We start from the raw sequence: 22,469 nt of genomic DNA on the forward strand, positions 1-22,469 counted from the left end.
CCGGGAGAGGCGGGTCAGGCCCGCACGATCCCGGCCAGCGGCGTCGCAGCCCGTCCCGGGAACAGCCGCCCCAGCGCCCGTGCCGGGTCGAGCGAGAAATGCTCGGCCAGAGCGCCTGCCAGCACGCTTTCGAGCGCGGTGGTGGGCGCAAGGTCGCGGCCTTCGTAAAGCTGGCCTGCAGCCAGGCCCGGCCAGTCGGCAATCACTCGCCCGCCGCGCACCCCGCCGCCGAGGATCATCGCCGCTGATGCGGTGCCGTGGTCGGTCCCGCCAGTGCCATTGAGCCGCGCGGTGCGGCCGAACTCGGTAGCCACCAGCACCATGGTGTTGCGCCATGCCTCGCCCATGCCCGATTTGTAGGCCGCCAGCAGCGCATCGAGCCCGCGGGCTTGCCGCGCAAAGGTGCCGCGCTGGTTGGCATGCGTGTCCCAGCCATCGATCTCGATCATCGCGATCCGCGCGCCGCGTTTCCCCTGCATCAGCGAGGCGATAAGCGCGCCGTTGGCGCTGGCATCGCGCAGGTTCCTGAGACCATCGTCGCCCGCCATCGCGCGGGTTTCGAGCGCGCGCGACCACAGGCCGGCAAGCTCGCTGTCGGCCTCGTAGAGCGCGCCCACCCGGGCCATGAAATCCTCGCTCGCATCGGGCAGGGCGGAGGGCGCATAGCTCGATACCGGCGCGGCCCCGCGCAGCGCCAGCGGCACGGAAGGCGCGACGGCGAGCGCGCGCGGCGCCTCGCCCTTGTGCGCTTCGCCCAGCAGTCCCGCCAGCCGGTTGAGCCAGCCGTCGCGCGTCGCATAGGGCGCGGTCCCTCCGGTCTCCAGCAGGTTCTGCCCGTCAAAATGCGAGCGTTCCCGATAAGCGGTAGCTGCCGCGTGGACGAACAGCGCTTCGCCTGCCTCGACCGCCTTGCCGACCTCGGCAAAGGCCGGATGGAGGGCGAAGAAGCTGCCGATCCGGGGGGCATTGGCATAATCGTCGAGGCTCGCCCCGCGCAGCGCTGCAAGGCCCGGATCGCCTACCGGCGCGAGCATCGCCATGCCGTCCGCCGCGCCGCGCAGCAGCACGAACAGCAGATTGTGCGTTCCCTGGCCCTGCGCCAGCGCGATGCGCGGCAGGGCCAGCCCGCTGGCACCCAGCGCGAGCGAACCGGCGAGCAATGTACGGCGATCGAGACGGGTGAGCATGTCGGCCTACCTCCGCATCATTTCAGGGGATACCAGCAGCAGCGCCAGCGCCTGCCGCCCGCTTTCGGCGCGCTTCAGCATGGTGCGCGTGGTGTCGCTCAGGGCATCGGGAAAAGCGGCTTCGGCGCGGGCGAGGACATCCTCGGCCGGCGCGCCCTGCGCCATGCGCTCGGCCAGTTCGACCCGCCGCAGTAGCACGTCGGGCGCGGCCCAGCTGGCTGCGATATCGTCATAGCCGGCAGGCGAGGGCGCGCGCCAGGGCGACTGGCCAAGCTCGTTCAGCACCCGCGCGATGCGCTGCGGCGGCAAGGCATCCATGCCCGAAAGACGCGCGGCGGCGATGAACCATTCGAACGGCGTGCGGAACTTGACCGGGCCGGGCACCCAGACTTCGGGCGCGGCAATCAGAGTGCGGGTGAGGCTCGCCAGATCCCCGCCGGTCTTCAGGAAATCGGCCTCCAGCCGGGCGACAAGGCTGGCGGGCGGCGTGTCTCCGCCGAAATGCCGCGCGAGCTTGCTGGCGATGTGCCGTGCGGTCGCCGGATGCGCGGCGAGATCATCGAGCACCGCCAGCGCCTGGTCCGGCCCGCCGGCGGCATAGCGGCGGCCCATGATCTGCCGCGACCCCGGCTCGTGCGCCAGAGCGACAAACGCCGCGCCATTGGGCTGATCTTCGGCAAAACGCCCGACCCGCCCGATCCCCGGCACTGTCCATCCGGTCAGCGCGCGGGCGAGCTCGGTCACGTCGGCCTGTGAATAGCCGCCGTCCACGCCCAGCGTGTGCAGCTCGAGAATTTCGCGCGCGAGGTTCTCGTTAAGACCGCCGCGCCTGCCTGCCTGCGCTGCCCGCCGCCCGCGCCGCTGCTGGAACGGCGATCCCGGTCCGGTCGACTGGAACTGGTCGAGATAGAGCAGCATTGCGGGATGCAATGCAGCCGCCTTGAGCATGTCGGAAAAACGGCCCAGCACATGCGGGCGGATCGCCGCGAATTCGTGCGGCCCGGCTTCGAACTGGGTGCCGGGCTTGCCGACCGAGACGCTGAAATGGTTGGACCAGAAATGCACCAGCCGCTCGACCATCGGGGCGGGGCTGGCGGTAGCGACATTCACCCGCACGGCCAGATCGTCGATCAGCACGCGTCGCGCTTCGAGAAACTTCGCGCGATATTCGGGCGGCAGGCCGGCGAGTGCGGCGGCGCGGGGGTTATCCTGTGCCATGTCGTTCATCGGGCCTGCCATGACCGTCCCGCCCATGCCCGTCTTGCCAGCCTGCTGCATCTCTCGTCGCAGGCTCCGCAGCAATTCCAGCATCTCGCCGGTCTTGCCGCGGGTCCCTGCTCGCGCTGCTATGGTGCGCGGGGCCGGATCATAGGCATCCAGCTGGCGCAGGAGATAGGTCTGCGGATCGCCGGGGGGCTGCTCGCCACGCGCAAGCCCATAGCCGAAGCGGTTTAGGGCAATGCTGACCGGACTCATGACTCCCCTTTCCCGGCTGCTGCGCGGTTTGCTTGCTCTTGTGCCTCCAAACGCAGCGCGTGCGCGTACCCTTCGCGCGGCTCCGAGTTTTTACGGCTCGACGATGGCAAAGCCCTGCGGCATCGGATCGAGTGCATCGACCAGCGCCTGCATCGCGGCCGCATCGCCTTCGACCTGAAGCCCGGCACCCTGCATCATCGCCACCGGCTGCTTGAGAAACAGTAGCGCCAGCAGCAGCGCGCGCGGACCGCGCAGGGTGACATCGGGCTGCACCGGAAGCGAACCGACCCGCCCGATCATCACCCTGCCATTGGCCTCGATCACGGCCCGTTCCTTGCGGTCGGTAAGCTCGATGGCGATGGTCAGCCGCCGCGCGCCGAAGCGTTCGGGGGCAAAGCGGGTTGCCGCCGAATCGAGCAGTTCCTGTGTCGCCACGCCCGCGATCAGATCGGTGCTCTGGGTCGCCGCCCGGCGCGCGCCCGCGCCGCGCAGGTCGGCAGCCGCTGCAAGAAACTGGTTGCGCCAGATCGCGCTCTCCGCCTGATAGCCCTGCTGTTCGTAACTTTCCGCCAGCATCGCGCGCGCTGCGGCGTTGCCGGGCTCTGCAAAGACAAGGTTCTGGAGCAGGTCGGACGACCAGCGATAATCGCCCCCTGCCATGGCATTGCGGGCAAGCGCCAGCACCCGTTCAGCGCCGCCCATGGCGTCGATCATGCGCAGCGCACGCTCTACCGGCGGATGCGCGTTGAGGTTGGCGGGCACCGCATCATACCAGCCCAGATAGAACTGGTAGATCGCCTTCGCATTGTGGCTGTAGGTGCCGTAATAGCCGTGGGTCGACCACTCCGCGCCCAGATCGTCGGGCAGGCTGAGGCCTTCCGCGATTTCGGCCATCGTCTCGCCGCGGTTCATGCGGCGCACGGTCTGGTCGTGGAGATAGCGGTAATTGTCGCGCTGCGCCGTGAGCCATGCCGTCCCTTCCGCCCGCCCGAAGATCGGCCAGCAATGGCTGGAGATGACCCTGTCGCTTTGCGGGGCATAGCGGATCGCCGCCTCATCGAGATAATGCGCCCAGGCCCGCGCATCGCGCACCTTGGCCCCGCGCGGGGTGAGGATGTTGTGCATGGTGCAGGTCGCGATCTCGGCGGCGAGGAAGGTCCTTTCGGGCGCGATGAAGACGTTGAATTCCGCCGGGGCCTCGGACCCCGAGACGATCTGGAATTCGAGCGCCACGCCGTCCACCATCCGCGTCTCTCCGGTCGCGGCGATAGTATCGGTCGGCGCGATCAGCGACAGTGTTCCGCCCGAAACCGCCATGCCGATGCCGCTGCCCATCTGCCCCTGCGGGCCCGGCGTCATGCCGGTGGCAAACTGGTAGGCCGCGCGCCGCAGCATCGCGCCCCCGGCCATGATGTTTTCAGACGTGGCCTCTTCCATGAAGCCGTCCGGCGCGAGCACCGCGACGCGGCCTGCCGCCGCATCGCCCGCATCGATCACACCGCGCACGCCGCCGAAATGGTCGGCATGGCTGTGCGAATAGATCACCGCGCTGACTGGCCGTTCGCCCAGCTCGCGGTTGACCAGCGCCATCGCCGCCTTGGCCGTCTCGACACTGGTGAGCGGGTCGATCACGATCCAGCCGGTCTGGCCCCGGATAATCGTCATGTTGGCGAGATCGAAGCCGCGCACCTGCCAGATATTGTCGGTGACGCGGTAAAGCCCGTGGTGCTTGAGGTGGCGCATGTGCCGCCACAGGCTGGGATGGACGCTCGCCGGAGCAGGGCCATCGACAAAGCCATAGGCATCGAGGTTCCAGACCGGCTCTCCGGCGAGATTGCGGATGACGGGATCGGGCAGGGTGGCGATGAATCCGCGGGTGACGAAATCGCCGTCGCGCGCGCCTTCGGGCGGGAGCGTGCTGGCGGCTGCTTCCTGCGCGTCGCGGGTGGCGGCCGAGGGCGCGGTCTGCGCCGTCACGCTGCCTGAAATCATCAACCCAAGCGCGGCACCCATCGCCGCAACCGTTCTGCGCATATCCCTCTCCCCGTTTGTCCCCCCGCCGTGATGCCCGCGCGGGCGAGGGGATTCAAGCGGGGATGCGGCAATCGGGAATCGGGCAAGCCGTCCGTGAGCCTCAGTCGAAGCCGACGAAGCGCGCCGCTTCGCTTACTTCGCGGCGGGTGATCTTCACCGGGTTCGCCGGAAAGTCGGGATCGGGCCAACCCATCGCCACGGCCTTCATGATCACCTGATCCTCGGGGATGCCGGCATGTTCGCGCACCACCGGCGATTGCATGATGCCTTGCGAATTGATCACGCAGCCCAGCCCTTTGCTCCACGCGGCGTTGACCAGCGCCGTGGTCACCGCGCCGCAATCGAACACGGTGTCGTCGGCGTCGGACAATTCCTTGTCGTAGGTGACAATCACGCACACCGGCGCATCGAACTGGCGGAAGCCGCGCAGCACCCAGTCCTGGCGCGCTTCCTTGTCGTCGCGCCCGATGCCCATCGCTTCGAACAGCTGGATCGCGCAGCCCACCTGCCGGTCACGGTGGACGCCCTGGAACGGGTGGCCTTTGCGGAACTCGCGGCTATCGGGCTCGCCTGCGAGAATGCGTTCGGTGTTGCCCTTGCGGATGCGATCGAGCGGTTCGCCGGTGATCACGTGGAAGTGATAGGGCTGGGTGTTCATCGAGGAAGGCGAACGCATCGCCATTGCCAGCACCTCCTCGATCAGCGCGCGCGGGACGGGCTTGTCGAGATAGCCGCGGATGCTGCGCCGCCCGAGGACGACTTCGGCATAGGTCTGGTCAGGCGTGCCGCCCATTGTTCTCTCCCGAATCTGTGTTCGGGAGCGGACTAGCCCAGCCGCGCGCTGTCACAAAGTCCGCTACGGCAAGGCGAGGGCGATCAGGCCGCCTGACGCAGTTCCAGCTCCAGCCGGTCCCAGATTTCGACCAGCGCACTCGTCAGCTCGTCCATCATCGCCTCGGTATGATGCGGCCCCGGGGTGAACCGCAGGCGCTCGGTGCCGCGCGGCACGGTGGGGAAGTTGATCGGCTGCACATAGACGCCGTATTCGGCCAGCAGGATGTCGCTGATGCGCTTTGCCTTGACCGGGTCGCCGACCATCAGCGGCACGATGTGGGTGACCGAATCCATCACCGGAAGGCCGGCCTCGGCGAATTTCAGCTTGAGCAGGGCGGCGGCGCGCGCTTGCGCATTGCGCTCGGCGCTGCTCGCTTTGAGGTGCCGCACCGAAGCCAGCACGCCCGCCACCAGCACCGGCGAGAGCGAGGTCGTGAAGATGAAGCCCGGCGCATAGGAGCGGATGCAGTCCACCACCTTTGAGGACGCCGCGATATAGCCGCCCATCACGCCGAAGGCCTTGCCCAGCGTGCCTTCGATGATGTCGATGCGGTGCGCGGCATTATCGCGCTCCGAAATCCCGCCGCCGCGCGCGCCGTACATGCCGACCGCGTGAACCTCGTCGATATAGGTCAGCGCGTTGTATTTCTCGGCCAGGTCGCAGATCGCGTGGATCGGGGCGACGTCGCCCTCCATCGAATAGACGCTTTCAAAGGCGATCAGCTTGGGGGTGTCGGGGTCTTCGGCGGCCAGAAGCTGCTCCAGATGCGCCACGTCATTGTGGCGGAACACGCGCTTTTCGCAGCCCGAATTGCGGATGCCGGCGATCATGCTGGCGTGGTTCAGCGCGTCGGAGAAGATCACGCAGCCCGGCAGCAGCTTGGCGAGCGTCGACAGGGTCGCATCGTTCGAGACATATCCGCTCGTGAACAGCAGCGCCGCGTCCTTGCCGTGCAGGTCGGCCAGTTCGGCTTCCAGCTCGACATGCAGGTGGGTGTTGCCGCCGATGTTGCGGGTGCCGCCCGATCCGGCGCCGACATCATGCAGCGCGGCTTCCATCGCGCCGATCACCTTTTCGTGCTGGCCCATGCACAGGTAATCGTTGGAACACCACACGGTGATCGGCTTGGGGCCGTTATGGCCGTGGAAACAGCGGGCGTTGGGAAAGGCGCCCTTGTTGCGCATGATGTCGATGAAGACGCGGTAGCGGCCTTCCTCATGCAGGCGGTCGATCGCCTGGTCGAAGATCTGATCGTAATTCACGCGCGTCTCTTTGTCTCGCGGGCGGGGATGGTTCCGGTGCCTTGGAATGCCCGGCCGATGGTCCCATAACCCGAAAACCGGGGGAAAGTTTCGCGGTTATCTAGGTAAGGGTGATCGGTTTGACCACCCGCGATCTTTGCGATTCGCTCGCAGCGCAACGGGATCGCTCAGAAGATCTCTGGCGGCGCAAACCCGCGTGCGGCGAGCGCGGCTTCGAGCCCGGCCGCACCGGCCATCGGCCCGGTGACAATGAAGCGATTGGGGCCGCTGGCAGCGAAGCTCTGCCCTGACAGCAGGTGCGCGATGCGCCGCGCGATGCCTTGCGCTCCGTCCACCTGCCGCACTCCAGGCCCGAAAGCCTCGCCCAGTTCCCCGGCCAGCAGCGGGAAGTGAGTGCAGGCGAGCACCAGCGTATCGATTTGCGCGTCACCGGCCATCGCGGTGAGCCGGTCATGCACATCCGCGATCACTGCCGGATCGACCGGCTGGCCGCGCAGCTTGGCCTCGGCCGCCTCGACCAGCCCCGGCGCGGCTATGCGCAGCAGGCGCTTGCCCTCGGCAAACTCGCGTTCGAGTTCGTCGACATAGGCCTGCCGGATCGTCGCCTCGGTGCCGACAAGGCCGATGGTGCCGCTCTGCGTCAGCGCGGCGGCGGGCTTGATCGCCGGGACCGTGCCGACCACCGGGATCTCCAGCACATCGCGCACCATGCCCAAGGCGATGGTTGAGGCGGTGTTGCAGGCGATGCAGGCAAGGCGCGGCTGGTAGCGCTCGGCCATCCGGCCCAGCAGCCCGGCCACGCGCGCGGCGATCTGCGCCTCGGTCTTGGTGCCATAGGGCAGGCCTGCAAGGTCGGAGGCGTAGATCACCGGGGCATCGGGCAGGACGTCGCGCAGCGCGTCGTAAACGGTGAGGCCACCGACGCCGGAATCGAACAGCAGGATGGGGGAGGATTTGTCCAAGTCTCTCAAATCCGTTCGCCCCGAGCTTGTCGAAGGGCCGTTTTTCTCTAGTTAGAGTCCGCTAGAAGAAGTGCGGTGCTTCCACAAGCTCAGCACCAACGGGAAGGGCTCTATGGATTTCGTTTTCGCCGCCGTGCTCGGCTTTCTGCTCGGCTCCATCCCCTTCGGCCTGATCCTGACCCGCGCGGCGGGACTGGGCGACGTGCGGAACATCGGCAGCGGGAGCATCGGGGCGACGAATGTGCTGCGCACCGGCAACAAGGGGCTGGCAGCGGCGACCGTGCTGCTCGATGCGGCGAAGGCGGTGGTGCCGATCCTGATCGCGGGCGCGCTGTGGAGCGGCACCGAAGGCGTGGCGGCGGTCGCCGCGGTGGCCGGGCACTGCTTCACGCCCTGGCTGAAGTTCAAGGGCGGCAAGGGCTTTGCCAGCGCCGCCGGCGCGCTCGGCGCATTGGCTTTCCCCGCGTTCTTTGTGTGCGCGATGATCTGGGTGGCGAGCCTCGCGATCAGCCGGATTTCCTCCGTCTCCTCGCTGGTCAGCGTCATCGCCGCGCCGCTGGTGGCGTGGGGCATGGGCTTTGCGCAGATCATCGCCCCGCTGATTGCGATTGCCGCGATCGTGATCGTCCAGCACCGCGCCAATATCTCCCGGCTGATGCGCGGGGAGGAGCCGAAGGTGGGGGGCGGAACATGACGGCGGACGCCATCTGATGGAGCAACAGGGGTCGCAGCCGATGCTCTCGAAGTCCGAACTGACGCAGGCCGAAGCCTTTGCGCGCATCCGCCTGCTGCGTTCGCCCAATATCGGCCCGGTGAGCTATCGCCAGCTCATCGCCCGCTTCGGCAGCGCGGGCGCGGCGCTGGATGCGCTGCCTGATCTCGCCAGCCGGGGCAGGGGCCCATACCGCCCGGCCAGCGCGGATAGCATCGAGCGCGAGGTGCTGGCGGTGCGCGCAGCTGGCGCGCGTTACCTGTTCCACGACCAGCCCGATTATCCCGTGCTGCTGGGCGAACTCGATTCAGCGCCGCCGATCGTTACCTGCCGGGGCAGGCTGGCGCTGGCATCCCAACCCTGCGTCGCGCTGGTCGGCGCGCGCAACGCCAGCGCTGCGGCGGTCAAGCTGGCCCGCGATTTCGCTTCCGGCCTTGCCGAGGCGGGCTTCACCGTCGTCTCCGGCCTTGCGCGCGGCATCGACGGCGCGGCGCATGAGGGCGCGTTTCCCGCGACCATCGGCGTGATCGCCAGCGGGATCGACATCACCTATCCCCCGCAACACGCCGAATTGCAGGAACGCATCGCCAGCAAAGGCCTGCTGATCGCCGAACAGCCCCCCGGCACCGAGCCGCGCGGGCGGCATTTCCCCTCAAGGAACCGCATTATCGCAGGGCTCGCGCTCGGTACGCTGGTGGTCGAGGCCGCGCCGCAATCGGGCAGCCTCATCACCGCGCGGCTGGCGGGCGAAGCGGGGCGCGAGGTCATGGCGATCCCCGGCTCCCCGCTCGATGCGCGGGCGCTGGGCTGCAACCAGCTGATCCGCGAAGGTGCGGTGCTGGTGCAGACGCCCGAGGAGGTGGTGGAACTGCTCCAGAGCTTCACCGGAGCGCCGCGCTCGCGCTTCAGGGTCAGCGATGGGGCGGCCGATTTCGATTATTCCGAACTCGCCAAGCTCGACTGGGGCGAGGCGCGTGCCGATCTGTCGCGCGATGTCGGGTGCCTGCTTACCAACGCGCCCGTCACCATTGATGAACTGGTCCGGCAATCGGGCGCGAGCCCTGCACAAGTCAACATGGCGCTGCTCGAAATGGAGCTGGCCGGTGAACTGGTGCGCGAATCCGACGGCACGGTGCGGCTGGCAAGCTAGGCTTTCCGCTTGCACAAGCCGCTTGACGGCATAAGAAGTGCGGCCCCACCCTCGCGCGTACACACGTAAGGGACACCTCCATAGCCGCCATGCAGCTTGTCATCGTCGAATCGCCGGCCAAGGCGAAGACTATCGAGAAATATCTGGGCAAGGACTTCAAGGTCCTCGCCTCCTACGGCCATGTCCGCGACCTGCCGCCCAAGGATGGCAGCGTGAAGCCGGACGATGATTTCGCGATGGACTGGGAACTCTATCGCGACAAGCAGAGCCGCTTCAAGGAAATCGCCGAAGCGGCCAAGAAGGCCGACCGGCTGGTGCTCGCTACCGACCCCGACCGCGAGGGCGAGGCGATCAGCTGGCACGTGCAGGAACTGCTGGCGAAAAGGAAGGCGCTGCCCAAGAACGTCGCGCGCGTCACCTTCAACGCGATCACCAAGCAGGCCGTTACCGAGGCGATGGCGCGCCCGCGCGAGCTCGACCAGCCGCTGATCGACGCCTATCTCGCCCGCCGTGCGCTGGATTACCTGTTCGGCTTCACGCTCTCGCCGGTGCTGTGGAGGAAGCTGCCCGGGGCAAAAAGTGCAGGCCGCGTGCAATCGGTCGCGCTGCGGCTGATCGTCGAGCGCGAGCGCGAGATCGAGGCCTTCCGCGCGGATGAATACTGGAACGTCGTCGCGCACATGCAACACGACGGCACCGAGTTCGACGCGCGGCTGGTGCGCTTCCGTGGCGAGAAGCTGGAAAAGCTGAGTCTCGGCCAAGAAGGCATCGCGCTGGAGGCCAAGGCCGCGGTCGAGGCGGGGCGCTTCACGGTAGAGGGCGTGGAAACCAGGCCGGTCAAGCGCAACCCCGCGCCGCCGTTCACCACCTCGACCCTGCAACAGGAAGCCGCCCGCAAGCTCGGCTATTCGGCGCAGCACACCATGCGGCTGGCGCAGAGCCTCTACGAGGCCGGCGCGATCACCTATATGCGGACCGACGGGGTGCAGATGGACATGAGCGCGATTCACGCCGCGCGCGACGCCATCACCGCGCGGTTTTCCGAGGATTACCGGCCCGAAAAGCCGCGCTTCTATAGCACCAAGGCGAAGAATGCCCAGGAAGCGCACGAAGCCATCCGCCCGACCGATTTCACTCGGGAACGCGCCGGAACGGGCGACGAGGCGAAGCTTTATGACCTCATCTTCAAGCGCGCCATGGCAAGCCAGATGGCGACCGCGCTGCTCGAACGTACGACTGTCACCTTGCGCGATGCGACCGGAAGCCACGAATTGCGCGCTACCGGCCAGGTGATCCGATTCCCCGGCTTCCTCGCGGTCTATCAGGAAGGCTTCGACGATGCCGACGATGATGAAAGCGGGCTGCTGCCGGTGATGCGCGCGGGCGATTGCCCGGCCAAGCGCAGCGTCGAGGCGACCCAGCACTTCACCCAGCCGCCGCCGCGCTTTTCCGAAGCCTCGCTGGTCAAGCGGCTGGAGGAGCTCGGCATCGGGCGGCCCTCCACCTACGCCGCGACGATCCAGACCTTGCGCGACCGTGCCTATGTGCGGATGGAGAAGAACCGCTTTTTCGCCGAGGAATCGGGCCGGCTGCTGACCGCCTTCCTCGAACGCTTCTTCCCCACCTATGTCGCCTATGATTTCACCGCAGGGATGGAGGACGAGCTTGATATCGTCTCCGACGGGCGCGAGGATTACAAGGCGTTGCTTGCCCGCTTCTGGAAGGACTTCAAGCCCAAGGCCGACGAGGTGATGGACAAGCTGCCCTCGGAAGTGACCGAGGCGCTGGACGAATATCTCTCCGACTTCCTGTTCCCCCCGCGCGAGGACGGATCCGACCCGCGCGCCTGTCCGCTCTGCGCCGTGGAAGGCCGCGCCAATGGCCGCCTGAGCTTGCGCGGCGGACGGTTCGGGGCGTTCGTGGCCTGCGCCAATTATCCCGAATGCAAATACACCCGCCGTTTTGCGCAAGGTGGCGGCGATGGCGAGAGCGGGGCCGAGGACGGGGTCCTTGGCCAGCATCCCGAAACCGGCGAGGATATCCACCGCAAGTCGGGTCGCTTCGGCCCCTATGTGCAGATGGGCGAGGGCAAGGAGGCCAAGCGGGCAAGCATCCCCAAGGACCTCGACGATTTTGATCTGGATTGGGCGGTGAAGCTGCTCGACCTGCCGCGCATCATCGGCGCGCATCCCGATACCGGCAAGGAAATCGAAGCCAATATCGGGCGTTATGGGCCATATCTCAGGCATGACGGCAAGTATGGCAAGCTCGCCAGCACCCGCGAGGTGTTCGAGGTGGGGATGAACCGCGCGGTCGATATCCTCGCCCAGGCCGCAACACGCGGCGGGGCGGCGCGCGGCAAGGCCGAACCCATTGCCACCCTCGGCGCGCACCCTGCCAGCGGCGGCGAGATCAAGGTCATGCCGGGGCGCTACGGGCCTTACGTGACCGACGGCACCACCAACGCCACGATTCCGCGCGACACCAAGCCGGAAGACGTGACGCTCGACGCGGCGATCGCGCTGATCGATGCGCGTATTGCCAAGGGTGGGGCTAAGGGAAAGGCGAAGAAAAAGGCGCCCGCGAAAAAGAAGGCTCCGGCAAAAAAGAAGCCCACGACAAAATAGGTGCGTGCTCCGTCGTGCGAACAGGAATCCGTTCGTAAATCATAAAGCATTTCCGGCCTATCACTGGTGACCCGAGACCAGGGGCTGCACCGTGATTGAAATCGAAGTCCAGAACGAGACGCACCAGACCCAGGACCGTATCCGCTTTGCCGCGGTGCCGCGCATCGGCGAGGGCATCCGTCTGCGCGAGCCGGACGGGATGTGGGCCAGCTACGACGTGCTCGACGTGTGGTATCAGAAGGCCGAGTTCGGCGATGTCTGGATGCCCTATCTCCACGTCCGCATGACGCCCGGCGAGGCGGCTGCGGCAGGCGGCGACTATGCCGCCGAATATGACGATGGCTTTGCCAGCCTGCACGGAGGGCATTGACCATGCAGAACCTGATCAAGCGCAATTCCGGCCCCAATCGCCGCTCCGGCATGGCTCAGGGAATGGAAGGCAAGACGCTGGCCGAGAAGCTGGCCCAGAGCGAGCGCGAGCGCGAGAGTGCATCGGTCCAGGACGCGCTTTCCGAAATGCAGGCCCGCGCTCCGGCCGCACCGGCTGCGGCAAGGGGGCAGGATGACGCGCCCGATACCGACGCCGTCGTCGCTGCCGCCAAGGTCATGCGCGACCGCTATGCCGGGCGCGAGCCATCGGCGTCCACAGCCCGCACCTGTCTGATCGTCGATGACAGCCGCGTGATTCGCAAGGTTTCCAGCAAGATCGCGATCAGCCTCGGCTATGTCGCGATCGAGGCCGAGAACGGCGAGGAGGCGCTGGCGCGCTGCAAGCGGGCAATGCCCGACCTCGTCCTCACCGACTGGAACATGCCCGAAATGGACGGGATCACCTTCGTCACCAAGCTGCGCAGCATCCCCACGCCCAAGGAGCCGGTGGTGGTATTCTGCACCTCGAACGGCGAGGCCAAGGACATCCACGACGGCATCGCCGCTGGCGCGGACGATTACATCGTCAAGCCCTTCGACGAGGCCTCCCTGCGCGCCAAGCTGGAGAAGCTGGGGCGGGGGTGAAAACCACGACCTCGTCAGCCCGTGCCTGACACGGGGTTGGCCTTTTTTCCGGTACCGGACGCGCCCGCCCGGCAGCCCTTCCTGTCATCCCGGATGGCCGGCGTGTCCCGCCTTCAAGGCATGGGCAAAGGCGGTTTCGCTGAAGGCAGGGTCGTGTGCGAGGCGTGATCCCGCTGTCTCGCGGTGCGCGGCGGCGACACCCTCAACCGGAAGCACGCGGCCTTCCATCACGGTCCCCCAGACGCCGATATGACGGATGTCCATGGGCGCGACGGTCAGCGGATTGGCATCAAGCACGGTCAGATTGGCGCGCTTGCCCGGGGTAATGCTGCCGATCTCGTCCTCCAGCCGCAAGGAATGGGCCGCCTCGATCGTCACCCCGCGAAGCGCATCAAGCGCGCTCACCCGCTGTTCTGCGCCAGCCACCCGGCCTGACGATGTAATGCGGTTGACCGCGCACCACATCAGGAACAGCGGATCGCCCGGTGCCATCGGCATGTCGGAATGGAGCGACCAGCGCACCGTTCCGCGGTCGAGATCGCCGAGACGCACCATCGCGTCGGCGCGTTCAGGCCCCAGCCCGACCTTGCCATACTGGTCCGCCAGCGCGCTGACATAATAGGGATTGCCGCTCACGATCGCACCGAGCCGGGCAATCCGTTCGACCTGGTCCGCGCCGCTCACCGCGAAATGCACGAGCACCGTGCGATGATCGTGGCGGGGCCGGCGCCGCAGGTTTGCCTCCAACGTGTCGAGCAGCAGCTCCAGGCCGGCATCGCCGTTGACGTGGATATGGATCTGGTAATCCGCATCCCAGTAGATGCGGAAGGCGCGTTCGAACACCTCCTTATCGGTCATCCATTCGCCCTCGTGCCCGTCGAGATAGGGCTCGCGCACCTGCATCAGCTGCGAATAGATCGCCCCGTCGGCGAACAGCTTGACCTGCTTGGTCGTCATGCCGGTCATGCCGCCGTACCAGGATGCCAGTTTCTCGGTTTCGGGGATCACCTGTGCATCGTCGGCAAACTTGTCGACGATGCTCTTGCCGTCGGGCATGAACGACCAGCGGAACGGCATGTCGGGGCTCGAGAATACCGCATTGACCCCGTCCTGCACCGGCTTGGCGAGGATGCTGCCCGGCTCGTTGCCGAAGGTGATGCCCTTGGCGTGCATGTAGTCGCGGATGAGTTCAAGCCCGGCGCGCAGGCGTTCGGGAGAAGCGACGAAGCCCGCGATGAAAGGCAATACCGCGAACAAACCCTGTTCGTAGAAATGGCCCTTCTCGAAACTCGACTGCTCCTTGGCCGAGGCCGAGAAGCCGTCGACCACCTCGCGCGTGACCTTGCCGAGCGCCAGTGCGGCGGTGTTGAGGAACATCTCGTGGCACGAACGCCCCCACACTATCACCGGCCGTTCCGGACTGACCTTGTCGAGTTCGGCGCGGGTGAGTTCGCCGTAAAAGGCCGGATGATAGCCCCAGGTCAGCAAGGGTTCCGCCGGATCGCCTCTCGAGACCGCCTGGGTCAGCCGTTCGATGAAATCCTTCTTGTTGCGCACGGCCTTCACCGTGCCGGTCGGCAGCACCCAATCCTCGATCGAGAGGATTTCCGACGACATCGTCAGCGCGGCGACAAGGTCTTCAAGGCTGCCCACCCAGCCGATCCGGTCGCCGATCACCGCGACCGCGTTGGCCTTTGCTCGCACGGGATCGAGCGTCACGATTTCGCGCGCGGTATAGATCGTTGCCTGCGAGTTCGTCAGCACCGATCCACCGACGTCCTGCAAGGACCGCGATTGTGCCGCTGCCAGTGATAACGGTGATAGGTCGGCGGCGCCTCCCAGGCCCGCGCCAACGAACATGCCGCGACTGAATTCGTTCAATTGTCCCTCCCTTGCGACGCGCCCATTTGCTGTCGAAAATGTTGCCAGGCATCGATTTCAGTACCACCGGGCGGCGAGCAGTAACCACGATCGCCCTCGGTCGTCCGCGCGATGCGGTAACTCCCGCCCTGGGCAATACAGAACCGCGCTGCCGGATTGCCTAGCGCCATGGTGCCGCCGCGCTGAGCGTTGCGGTAGAATTGCCATGCGTCGATCTCGGCCCCGCCAGCGGGAGTGCACAGCCCGACATCGCCGGCCGGGGTCCGTTCGACGCGATAACGACCGCCTCCGGCAAGACAGAATTGTGCGGCAGGGTTGATCACCCGCGCCTCGCCAACGCCATGACTTTCAGGGAAAAACTGCCAGGCATCGACTTCGTGCCCGTCGCTGAAGCGGCAGATGCCGCGTTGCTGTCCGTTTGCACCAACAATGATGTGCTGGCCGCCTTCCTCGATGCAGAACACCGCAGCAGGATTGGGGGCGCCGACGGACGGCGTGGCCGGATGCGGAGCCTCGGCAAGCGATCCTGAGGCGAGCGGCAGAGCTGCAAGAACGATCCCTGCTTTCATTGCGTTCCCCGCCCAATGAAATCCGGCGCCCGATCATGTAGAGCGCAAAACCCGCCGCAATCTGCAGCGCAGCCGACGTCATCGCCGCCGAAATCGTCGCCCAGTCCATTTGCATGTCACCATCCCCCTCTTGCCCCGGCCATTCCCCGGTTCGGGGACATTCTGCGTCAGTCCCGCACGATCTCCTCGACCCCGAGGCCGATGATCACACCCGTGCGCCGCGCGGCGCGGCTGGCGGCGCGCTGGTCGCGATAATATTCCTCGCGGCAATAGCGCTCGTAGCGGTAGTCGTTGCGGTAATGGTCCATGCATTCGCGGTAATCGTCGCGCGCATTGTCGCGCGCGACCGCGCCCGCCACGCCGGCAGCGGCTGTGCCTGCGATCGCACCCGCCCGGCGCGCGTCGCGGCGGTTGTCCCAGTCTTCCCAGCGATCGTGATGATGGTGCCGCTTGTCCCGCTCGCGGTCCCAGCGATCCTTCGCCAGCGCACCGCCGGAGAAGGTTGCCAGGCCGAACGCGGCCAGCGCCGCGATGGCGAAGGTCTTGCCCGTATTCATGACCCTGCCACCTCGAACAGGCTGGTCTCGGCGGGCTTTTCCGCCGTCGAGCAGGTCTCGTAGACACGCTTGGCAGTGGCGGCCATCCAGTCCTGGCTGCGCGGATCGATCTCTCCGGCTCTCGAGGCATAAAGATAGCCGTGCAGCCAGGTCAGCCCATTGGCGATCTCGTCCTGCGCGGCAAGCGCCGCATCGTCGGCGGGCTGCGTCCGCGCGATCTCGGCCGTGGCGAGGAAATCGGCGCAGGTCAGGCGCATGAGATCATCCGAAGCGGCGACGGCGGGTGCCTGGTCAGGCCGTTCGATCGCTTCTTCGGCAGCGGGCGCCGCCGCATCCGGCTGCGCGCAGCCCGCAAGCACGATGGCCCCCAGCAGCGCGGTTCCGATAGCCGTTCCTCTCATCCCGATTTCTCCCTGATGTTCGACTTCGCCGACTGCGTCACTTTCGCCGGTAGATGGTGGTGCCCTCCTTGATCGTCTCCTCGACCTTGATCTGGTCGATGGTTTCCGGATCGACGGCAGTTGGATCGGCCGAGAGGATCACGAAATCGGCCAGCTTGCCGACCGCAAGCGAGCCTTTGCGGTCTTCCTCGAAATGCTGGTAGGCGGGCCAGATCGTCATTGCCTTCAAGGCCGTGATCACGTCCATGCGGTGCTGCGGGCCGAGGATATCGCCGCTGCGCGACCGGCGCGTGACCGTGGCATCGAGCACGCGCATCGAGTCCGGGAAGGCGACGGGCGCATCGTGGTGCGAGGTGAAGATCATCTTGCGCTCGCGCACCCAGCCGGTGGGCGAAATGTTCTCCGCATCGACCGGGCCGACCGTGTGATCGCGGTGCCAGTCGCCCCAGTAGAAGGTGTGCATCGGGAACAGCGAGGGGATCACGCCCAGCCGGTCGAAGGCGGCAATCTGGTCCTTGCGCAGGAACTGGCCGTGGATCAGCACCGGGCGCCGGTCGTCCTTGCCATGTCGCGATCGACCAGCACGTCGATATAGGCGACCACGTCGATCGGCAGGCGGCCCGCGGCAGCGGCCTCTTCGAGCACCGCAACGGTGCTGCCGGTGGCGCGCCCGTCCTGCGCCGTGGTGTAGCCGAAGCGCGCCCACAGATCGGTTCCGGCCTTGACGATCGCTACCGACGCCGCACCGTCGAGGGCGGTGAGCAGCTTGCCCATGTTGCTGAAATGCGCCGCTTCCTCGAGCACGCCGTCAGGCTCGCCGTCGGCGCGCTTGCGGATGATCCCGCCCGCCGGATCGGGGGTGTCGCGGGTGATGCCCATCTTGGCAAGGCCGCAGCGGCGATTTGGAACAAACGCATCGATATCCCCCAGTCGACTCTGGCTGCGATGGGAGGATACCTTCAGGCCGTCTGGTCAAATATCCCATTTGGGATAATGCGGCCTCCTATACGCCGCACCGGTCCTTACTGCCGCGCGAAGGCACGGAGCGCGGCAGGGTCGGGGACGATAACACCGGCATAGGTGAGTTGTACCAGCCCCCTGTCTACCAGCCGGCCGAGGGCGCGATTGACCACTTTCCGGTCAAGCGCAGCCATTTCGCCGATCTGGCTCTGGGTCAATCTTACGCATGATGAATGCACATCCCGCGCTTCGCCCGCCGGAACGCTGACCCGGGCCAGGATCTCCGCGATCCGCCTTTGGGGGTTGCGGATCATCAGCGCGGCAATCGTCCGGGTGGCGATCTCGAGCGCGAAGTCGCTGAGTGAAAACAGGGCGCGCTGGTTGTGCGCCGACTTGGCGGCGATCGCTTGCAGGTCAGGCAGGCTGACATAAGCGAGGAGCGAGGGCTCGATTGCGGTGAAGTAGTATTTGACCGAGCGCCCCGCACCATAAAGGAACGGCCGATAGCCGAACCACGAACCTGCCCGCAGAACATCGGCAAGGTGCATCTCGTCGTCTATCGAGGTGATGCTGACGCCGATCCCGCCCTGCACGACGCCAAACAGCCCGCTCGGATCATCGCCGGGGTGGAACGGAGATTGGCTGGTCCCGATTTCGACCATGCAGGCATGTCCCAGGAACGCCTAGACGAGGTCGGGCTCCTGTCCGGCCAGCCATCCGTTTTCGAGGAGAACGCGTTCTGCTTGCGCTCGATCCATCATTCGGATGCGCCATTCCGCTTGCCACCGGACTCCAGCCGACGCGGCGGAAAAGCCCGAATACGGAGCCATGCAGCTTCTGGTTCCGGTATTGAATCCATGACCGGAATGTACAGCGCACCACAATCGAGGTCGAGAGATGAAGGCTGCGCCACCGCGGGGGGTATTGCCAACTGGCTGGTTCCTCGTTTCTGATCCCCAGGGCGAGTGTGCCGCTGATTGTCACCGGGCATCGCATTTCCCGATGGATTGCCCGGAAATCGCGATGTAGAAATGCCGCGGATCGGAGGGACGCCACGAGGATTGCGGGCGATCTCCGCCACTTGCCAGAGGGGGGCAAGCCATGATCGGGGTCGACGACATCAGCATACCGGAACCGTTGATCGATCTGTTCGAGCACGCATCGCTCTGGCAGATCGCGTTGCTCCTGTTCGGTGGGATGGTCATCTCGGCCGTTGCTGGTCTCGCGGCGCGTCGCTTGCCGGCTCTCGTTTTCGATCGAACCGAGGGCGAAGCAAATGATGCCTTCATTGTCTCGGCCGTTCTGGGTCTTCTTGCGCTCCTTCTGGGCTTCACATTCTCGCTGGCGCTGAGCCGTTACGAAGATCGCCGCGAGATGGTCTTGCAGGAGGCCAACGCGATCGGAACGGCCTATCTTCGGGCACAGTTGATCGATGAGCCGCAAAGAGCGCGGGCCAGCGCGATCCTGGTCGAATATGCCGACAACAGGTTGGCCCTGGCCGGGCGGATTGACGATCGTTTCGAACAACGGATGGCCAAGAACGACGAGCTTCTGGTTGAACTGTGGGCGCACACCGCACGGACACCGGAAACGTCCGGAGCGAACCCGGTCACCAGCTTGTTCATCGCCTCGGTCAACGAGGTGATCGATCTTGACGCCGCCCGGAAAAATGCCCGCGCCGCAAAGGTTCCCTCGGCGGTCTATGCGGTACTGATGATCTACATGATGGCGACCGCGGCCTTCCTTGGATATTCGCTTGTCGGCATGTCCACACGCATTGCTGCGGTCGGACTGTTCTTGCTTTTCAGCATTTCCATGCTGCTCATCGTGGACATTGATCGTCCACTGGTCGGGATGTTGCGTGAGCAGCAGAAGCCCATGGAGGATCTGCTGGTGTTTTTCGCTTCGGCGTCACCGGAGAACCTGAGCGCGATTGCGGGAGAGGCGCGAGCGCCCGCGCGCTGATGCTTGCAGGCAAGGCGGGGTCGGCATGCGGCTTTGGGCCAGTTTCGGCACGAGCCTGCCGTTCAGCCGACGGCCCGGCTCCATAGCGTTGAAGTCGGGCCGACCGAATGACTGCTGTCGTGAAGCGAATTTGCTCCGGGCACTGTGCGCAGCCGGGTCGTTTCCACAATGTCGGCTCTTGGCGCTAACATGCGCCCGGCTCGCACCCTACCGCACCCAATCGAGCCCGATTTCCTCGAAAATCTCCTTGTCCTCGGCCCAGTTCTCGGAGACTTTCACGTGCAGGAACAGGTGCACCTTCACGCCCAAGACTTCGGACAATTCCTTGCGCGCCGCCTCGCCGATCGCCTTGATGCGTGATCCGCCCTTGCCGAGCACGATCGCGCGCTGGTTGTCGCGCGTCACCACGATCTGCTGGTGGATCTCGATGCTGCCATCCTTGCGATGCTCGTATTTTTCGGGCCGCACCGCGCTGTCATAGGGCAGTTCCTCGTGGAGCTGCTGGTAGAGCTGTTCGCGGGTGATCTCGGCGGCGAGCAGGCGTTCGGAGGCGTCGGAGACCTGGTCTTCGGGATACATCCAAACGCCTTCGGGCATCATCCTGGCGAGCGTGTCCTTCATCTCGGGCACCCCCTCGCCGGTGAGGGCGGAGACGAAGAAGACCTCGGCGAAGTCCACCTTGCCGGTCAGTTCCTGCGCCAGCGCCAGCAAGGGCTCCTTCTTGGCGCGGTCGACCTTGTTGAGGACGAGGATCTTGCGTTCGGGCCGGGTTGCGAGGGTTTCCAGCAGCGGCTCCAGCTCGTGGCGGCGCTGCTTGATCGGATCGACCAGCAGCAGCACCGCGTCGGCGCTTTCCGCGCCTTCCCACGCGGCGCTCACCATCGCGCGGTCCAGCCGGCGGCGCGGGGCGAAGATGCCGGGAGTGTCGACGAGGATCATCTGGGTGGGCGCGCCGTCGACCTCGTGCAGCGCAATGCCGAGCATCCGCGCGCGGGTGGTCTGCGCCTTGGCGCTGGTGATCGCGACCTTCTGGCCGACGAGGGCGTTCACGAGGGTCGACTTGCCCGCATTGGGCGCGCCGAGCACGGCAACGACGCCGCAGCGGGTGGGGGTGCCGGAAGTGGTATCGGTCTGGTTCATGGGCCGCCCATACCTGCTTGGGGCAGGCTTGTCGAAGGGGGACGGCGGCCACACCGGGCTGGCAGGGCTTCAGGCGGGGCCAGACCCCCTCTCACCCCCCGTCTGACCCCTGCTTGACCCCTTCCAGACCCCCGTTCGCGCAGGCCTTGCGCGGGGTTGCACGTGGAACATCACGGGGGCGGATCGGTCAGCCGTGCCGCTCCAGAAAGGCCTTGGCCGCCAGCCGTTCCGCCTCGCCCTTGCTGCTCGCGGTGGCCTCGGCCTCGCCGACATTGCGGACCGATACCTTGACGGTAAAGCGCGCCGCATGGTCGGGGCCGGAGCGGTCGGTGACTTCATAGACCGGCATCTGCCGCTTGTTGCCCGCCGCCCATTCCTGCAGCGCGCTCTTGGGATGCTTGGCCTTGCCGACATCGCCTTCCAGTTCGCTCGCCCACAAGCGGTAGACCGTGGCCTGTGCGGCATCGAAGCCGTTTTCGATAAAGCAGGCGCCGATCAGCGCCTCCATCACGTCGCCGAGGATCTTGTCGCTGTCCGCCCCGCCATCGTCGCGCGCCTGCTTGCCCAGGCGGATATGGGCCGGAAGACCGATTGCCCGCGCGATCCGCGCGCAGGTGGCGCCGCTGACGAGTGCGTTGAGGCGCTGCGAGAGCCTGCCCTCCGGCCCGTCTCCCGCGCGATACAGCCACGCCGCGACCGACAGGCCCAGCACCCGGTCGCCCAGAAACTCCAGCCGCTGGTAATCGATCGCCCCGCCGCCCGCGCCATTATAGCTCCCGTGGGTCAGCGCCTCGAGCCAGCGCGTCTCCTCGCTCACGGCAAAGCCCTGCGCTTCCAGCCAGTCACGGGTATCGGGTTCGAGGGTGGTCACAGGCTGTCTCCGATGCGGTCCCAGCGGGTGGCGGAGAACCAGGTCCACGGCTTGAGCCATTCGGCGCTGCCGTCGGTCGACCACACGATGATCGTCGCGCGCCCCACCAGCCGGTCGAGCGGGACCATGCCCACCGCATCGCCCGCCGCCGCCGGCCAGCGGCTGTCGCGCGAGTTGTCGCGGTTGTCGCCCATCACGAACAGCGTGCCCTCGGGCACGGTCACGGCTGCGAAACTGTCACCGGGCGAGGGGCCGAAGTCGAGCACCTCGTAGGATGCGCCGTCCGGCAGGGTCTCGCGCAGCCGGCTGTAGGTGCAGGTCTCGCTGCCATCGGGCAGACCCGATCTGAGGCCCGCCCATCCGCAGTCGGTATTGGCCGAGAGGGGCAGGGTGAAATCGGCGACGGGTTCGCGCGTGACAGGGGTGCCGTTCAGCACCACCTGCCCCGCAACCACCGCTACGCGGTCGCCGGGCAGGCCGATCACCCGCTTGATGTAGTCGCGTCCGTCGACGGGATGCTTGAAGATCACGACGTCGCCGCGCTCCGGCAAGCCGCCCAGAACGCGCCCGCCTGGCAGCGGCAGATCGAAGGGCAGCGAATGGCGCGAGAAACCATAGGGCCATTTGGCGGCGAGCAGATAGTCGCCGTTGATGAGCCGCGGCAACATGCTTTCCGAGGGGATCGAGAAAGGCGCAAAGGCCAGCGTGCGGAAAGCCAGCACCAGCACCACCAGCTTGACGAGGAACCAGGCAAAGCTCCCCCAACCGTCCCGCGGGGGCTCGACCTCCTGCAAGGCAGGCATGGCGACGTTTCCCAGAGATTGGCTCTTAACATCCATTGCTCATGCCCTTAGTCGCAGCGGCAC

General features: G+C 66.3%; 22 protein-coding genes. 6 read left to right on the forward strand and 16 right to left on the reverse strand.

Going from position 1 to position 22,469, the window contains the following annotated elements:
• Positions 1–14 precede the first annotated feature (14 nt).
• The 6 genes from I603_RS01385 to murI all read right to left on the reverse strand — a co-directional run bounded on the left by I603_RS01385 (position 15) and on the right by murI (position 7,756).
• Positions 15–1,187 carry a DUF1501 domain-containing protein gene (locus tag I603_RS01385; protein ID WP_068862029.1) on the reverse strand — a complete coding sequence of 391 codons (1,173 nt, stop codon included), beginning with the start codon at positions 1,185–1,187 and terminating at the stop codon, positions 15–17.
• 6 nt (positions 1,188–1,193) lie between these two features.
• Positions 1,194–2,663, reverse strand: coding sequence for a DUF1800 domain-containing protein (locus tag I603_RS01390; RefSeq protein WP_068862030.1), 1,470 nt, complete (start codon positions 2,661–2,663; stop codon positions 1,194–1,196).
• 90 nt (positions 2,664–2,753) lie between these two features.
• The gene (locus I603_RS01395; RefSeq protein ID WP_084439754.1) at positions 2,754–4,697 is read right to left on the reverse strand and encodes an alkyl/aryl-sulfatase; all 1,944 of its coding nucleotides are present in this window, start codon (positions 4,695–4,697) and stop codon (positions 2,754–2,756) included.
• Between the two features lie 100 nt (positions 4,698–4,797).
• Complete coding sequence (locus I603_RS01400) at positions 4,798–5,490, reverse strand: nitroreductase (protein WP_068862031.1); 693 nt, start codon at positions 5,488–5,490, stop codon at positions 4,798–4,800.
• Between the two features lie 83 nt (positions 5,491–5,573).
• Positions 5,574–6,794 carry a 5-aminolevulinate synthase gene (gene hemA / locus I603_RS01405; protein ID WP_068862032.1) on the reverse strand — a complete coding sequence of 407 codons (1,221 nt, stop codon included), beginning with the start codon at positions 6,792–6,794 and terminating at the stop codon, positions 5,574–5,576.
• Positions 6,795–6,961: 167 nt separating this feature from the next.
• On the reverse strand, positions 6,962–7,756 hold the full coding sequence (murI, locus tag I603_RS01410; RefSeq protein ID WP_068862033.1) for a glutamate racemase: 795 nt from the start codon (positions 7,754–7,756) through the stop codon (positions 6,962–6,964).
• A 112-nt stretch (positions 7,757–7,868) separates the two neighbouring features.
• On the opposite strand from murI, the gene plsY reads away from it, so the two are divergent.
• The 5 genes from plsY (at position 7,869) to I603_RS14870 (ending at position 13,259) form a co-directional block, all read left to right on the forward strand.
• The gene (gene plsY / locus I603_RS01415) at positions 7,869–8,450 is read left to right on the forward strand and encodes a glycerol-3-phosphate 1-O-acyltransferase PlsY (protein WP_068862034.1); all 582 of its coding nucleotides are present in this window, start codon (positions 7,869–7,871) and stop codon (positions 8,448–8,450) included.
• Between the two features lie 40 nt (positions 8,451–8,490).
• Positions 8,491–9,618 (forward strand): DNA-processing protein DprA, encoded by a 1,128-nt coding sequence (gene dprA / locus I603_RS01420; protein ID WP_232305210.1) that lies wholly within the window; start codon positions 8,491–8,493, stop codon positions 9,616–9,618.
• An 89-nt stretch (positions 9,619–9,707) separates the two neighbouring features.
• Positions 9,708–12,245: a type I DNA topoisomerase gene (gene topA, locus I603_RS01425; RefSeq protein ID WP_068862036.1), complete on the forward strand. Its 2,538-nt coding sequence runs from the start codon at positions 9,708–9,710 to the stop codon at positions 12,243–12,245.
• A 91-nt stretch (positions 12,246–12,336) separates the two neighbouring features.
• The gene (locus I603_RS01430) at positions 12,337–12,615 is read left to right on the forward strand and encodes a hypothetical protein (RefSeq protein ID WP_068862037.1); all 279 of its coding nucleotides are present in this window, start codon (positions 12,337–12,339) and stop codon (positions 12,613–12,615) included.
• 2 nt (positions 12,616–12,617) lie between these two features.
• Complete coding sequence (locus tag I603_RS14870; protein ID WP_267889885.1) at positions 12,618–13,259, forward strand: response regulator; 642 nt, start codon at positions 12,618–12,620, stop codon at positions 13,257–13,259.
• 84 nt (positions 13,260–13,343) lie between these two features.
• Here the strand turns inward: I603_RS14870 and I603_RS01440 are convergent, their stop codons facing one another.
• From I603_RS01440 to I603_RS01470, 7 genes are all read right to left on the reverse strand, one after another.
• Entirely contained in the window at positions 13,344–15,140 is a 1,797-nt protein-coding gene (locus I603_RS01440) for an amidohydrolase (RefSeq protein WP_198157203.1), read from the reverse strand.
• Complete coding sequence (locus I603_RS01445; RefSeq protein ID WP_068862039.1) at positions 15,137–15,709, reverse strand: DUF333 domain-containing protein; 573 nt, start codon at positions 15,707–15,709, stop codon at positions 15,137–15,139. The genes I603_RS01440 and I603_RS01445 overlap by 4 nt, the downstream gene beginning before the upstream one ends.
• A 167-nt stretch (positions 15,710–15,876) precedes the next feature.
• A complete protein-coding gene (locus tag I603_RS01450) occupies positions 15,877–16,266 on the reverse strand; it encodes a hypothetical protein (protein WP_068862040.1) in 390 nt (129 codons plus the stop codon).
• Positions 16,263–16,667: a hypothetical protein gene (locus I603_RS01455; protein WP_068862041.1), complete on the reverse strand. Its 405-nt coding sequence runs from the start codon at positions 16,665–16,667 to the stop codon at positions 16,263–16,265. Before I603_RS01455 ends, I603_RS01450 begins: the two co-directional genes overlap by 4 nt.
• A 37-nt stretch (positions 16,668–16,704) precedes the next feature.
• Positions 16,705–17,211, reverse strand: coding sequence for an amidohydrolase family protein (locus tag I603_RS14640; RefSeq protein WP_068862042.1), 507 nt, complete (start codon positions 17,209–17,211; stop codon positions 16,705–16,707).
• Entirely contained in the window at positions 17,205–17,546 is a 342-nt protein-coding gene (locus I603_RS14645; protein WP_068862043.1) for an amidohydrolase family protein, read from the reverse strand. The genes I603_RS14640 and I603_RS14645 overlap by 7 nt, the downstream gene beginning before the upstream one ends.
• A gap of 143 nt (positions 17,547–17,689) precedes the next feature.
• On the reverse strand, positions 17,690–18,289 hold the full coding sequence (locus I603_RS01470; protein WP_068862044.1) for a Crp/Fnr family transcriptional regulator: 600 nt from the start codon (positions 18,287–18,289) through the stop codon (positions 17,690–17,692).
• Positions 18,290–18,728: 439 nt separating this feature from the next.
• Here I603_RS01470 and I603_RS01475 point away from each other — a divergent pair, with 439 nt between their 5' ends.
• Positions 18,729–19,592 carry a bestrophin-like domain gene (locus I603_RS01475; RefSeq protein ID WP_068862045.1) on the forward strand — a complete coding sequence of 288 codons (864 nt, stop codon included), beginning with the start codon at positions 18,729–18,731 and terminating at the stop codon, positions 19,590–19,592.
• 207 nt (positions 19,593–19,799) lie between these two features.
• Here the strand turns inward: I603_RS01475 and era are convergent, their stop codons facing one another.
• The 3 genes from era to lepB form a co-directional block, all read right to left on the reverse strand.
• Positions 19,800–20,732 carry a GTPase Era gene (gene era, locus I603_RS01480; RefSeq protein WP_068862046.1) on the reverse strand — a complete coding sequence of 311 codons (933 nt, stop codon included), beginning with the start codon at positions 20,730–20,732 and terminating at the stop codon, positions 19,800–19,802.
• A 187-nt stretch (positions 20,733–20,919) separates the two neighbouring features.
• The gene (gene rnc, locus I603_RS01485) at positions 20,920–21,603 is read right to left on the reverse strand and encodes a ribonuclease III (RefSeq protein ID WP_068862047.1); all 684 of its coding nucleotides are present in this window, start codon (positions 21,601–21,603) and stop codon (positions 20,920–20,922) included.
• Entirely contained in the window at positions 21,600–22,406 is an 807-nt protein-coding gene (lepB, locus tag I603_RS01490; protein WP_232305211.1) for a signal peptidase I, read from the reverse strand. The genes rnc and lepB overlap by 4 nt, the downstream gene beginning before the upstream one ends.
• Positions 22,407–22,469: the final 63 nt, after the last annotated feature.

Source organism: Erythrobacter dokdonensis DSW-74 (assembly GCF_001677335.1).
GTDB classification, from domain to species: Bacteria; Pseudomonadota; Alphaproteobacteria; order Sphingomonadales; family Sphingomonadaceae; genus Erythrobacter; species Erythrobacter dokdonensis.

Coding starts and splice junctions, on each gene's coding strand:
- I603_RS01445 (WP_068862039.1), bottom strand. CDS start 15,709: ATGAAAGCAGGGATCGTTCTTGCAGCTCTGCCGCTCGCCTCAGGATCG.
- lepB (WP_232305211.1), bottom strand. CDS start 22,406: ATGCCTGCCTTGCAGGAGGTCGAGCCCCCGCGGGACGGTTGGGGGAGC.
- I603_RS01470 (WP_068862044.1), bottom strand. CDS start 18,289: ATGGTCGAAATCGGGACCAGCCAATCTCCGTTCCACCCCGGCGATGAT.
- I603_RS01395 (WP_084439754.1), bottom strand. CDS start 4,697: ATGCGCAGAACGGTTGCGGCGATGGGTGCCGCGCTTGGGTTGATGATT.
- I603_RS01450 (WP_068862040.1), bottom strand. CDS start 16,266: ATGAATACGGGCAAGACCTTCGCCATCGCGGCGCTGGCCGCGTTCGGC.
- plsY (WP_068862034.1), top strand. CDS start 7,869: ATGGATTTCGTTTTCGCCGCCGTGCTCGGCTTTCTGCTCGGCTCCATC.
- I603_RS01400 (WP_068862031.1), bottom strand. CDS start 5,490: ATGGGCGGCACGCCTGACCAGACCTATGCCGAAGTCGTCCTCGGGCGG.
- I603_RS01475 (WP_068862045.1), top strand. CDS start 18,729: ATGATCGGGGTCGACGACATCAGCATACCGGAACCGTTGATCGATCTG.
- topA (WP_068862036.1), top strand. CDS start 9,708: ATGCAGCTTGTCATCGTCGAATCGCCGGCCAAGGCGAAGACTATCGAG.
- I603_RS14870 (WP_267889885.1), top strand. CDS start 12,618: ATGCAGAACCTGATCAAGCGCAATTCCGGCCCCAATCGCCGCTCCGGC.
- I603_RS01385 (WP_068862029.1), bottom strand. CDS start 1,187: ATGCTCACCCGTCTCGATCGCCGTACATTGCTCGCCGGTTCGCTCGCG.
- I603_RS01455 (WP_068862041.1), bottom strand. CDS start 16,667: ATGAGAGGAACGGCTATCGGAACCGCGCTGCTGGGGGCCATCGTGCTT.
- I603_RS14645 (WP_068862043.1), bottom strand. CDS start 17,546: ATGGGCATCACCCGCGACACCCCCGATCCGGCGGGCGGGATCATCCGC.
- I603_RS01390 (WP_068862030.1), bottom strand. CDS start 2,663: ATGAGTCCGGTCAGCATTGCCCTAAACCGCTTCGGCTATGGGCTTGCG.
- era (WP_068862046.1), bottom strand. CDS start 20,732: ATGAACCAGACCGATACCACTTCCGGCACCCCCACCCGCTGCGGCGTC.
- dprA (WP_232305210.1), top strand. CDS start 8,491: ATGCTCTCGAAGTCCGAACTGACGCAGGCCGAAGCCTTTGCGCGCATC.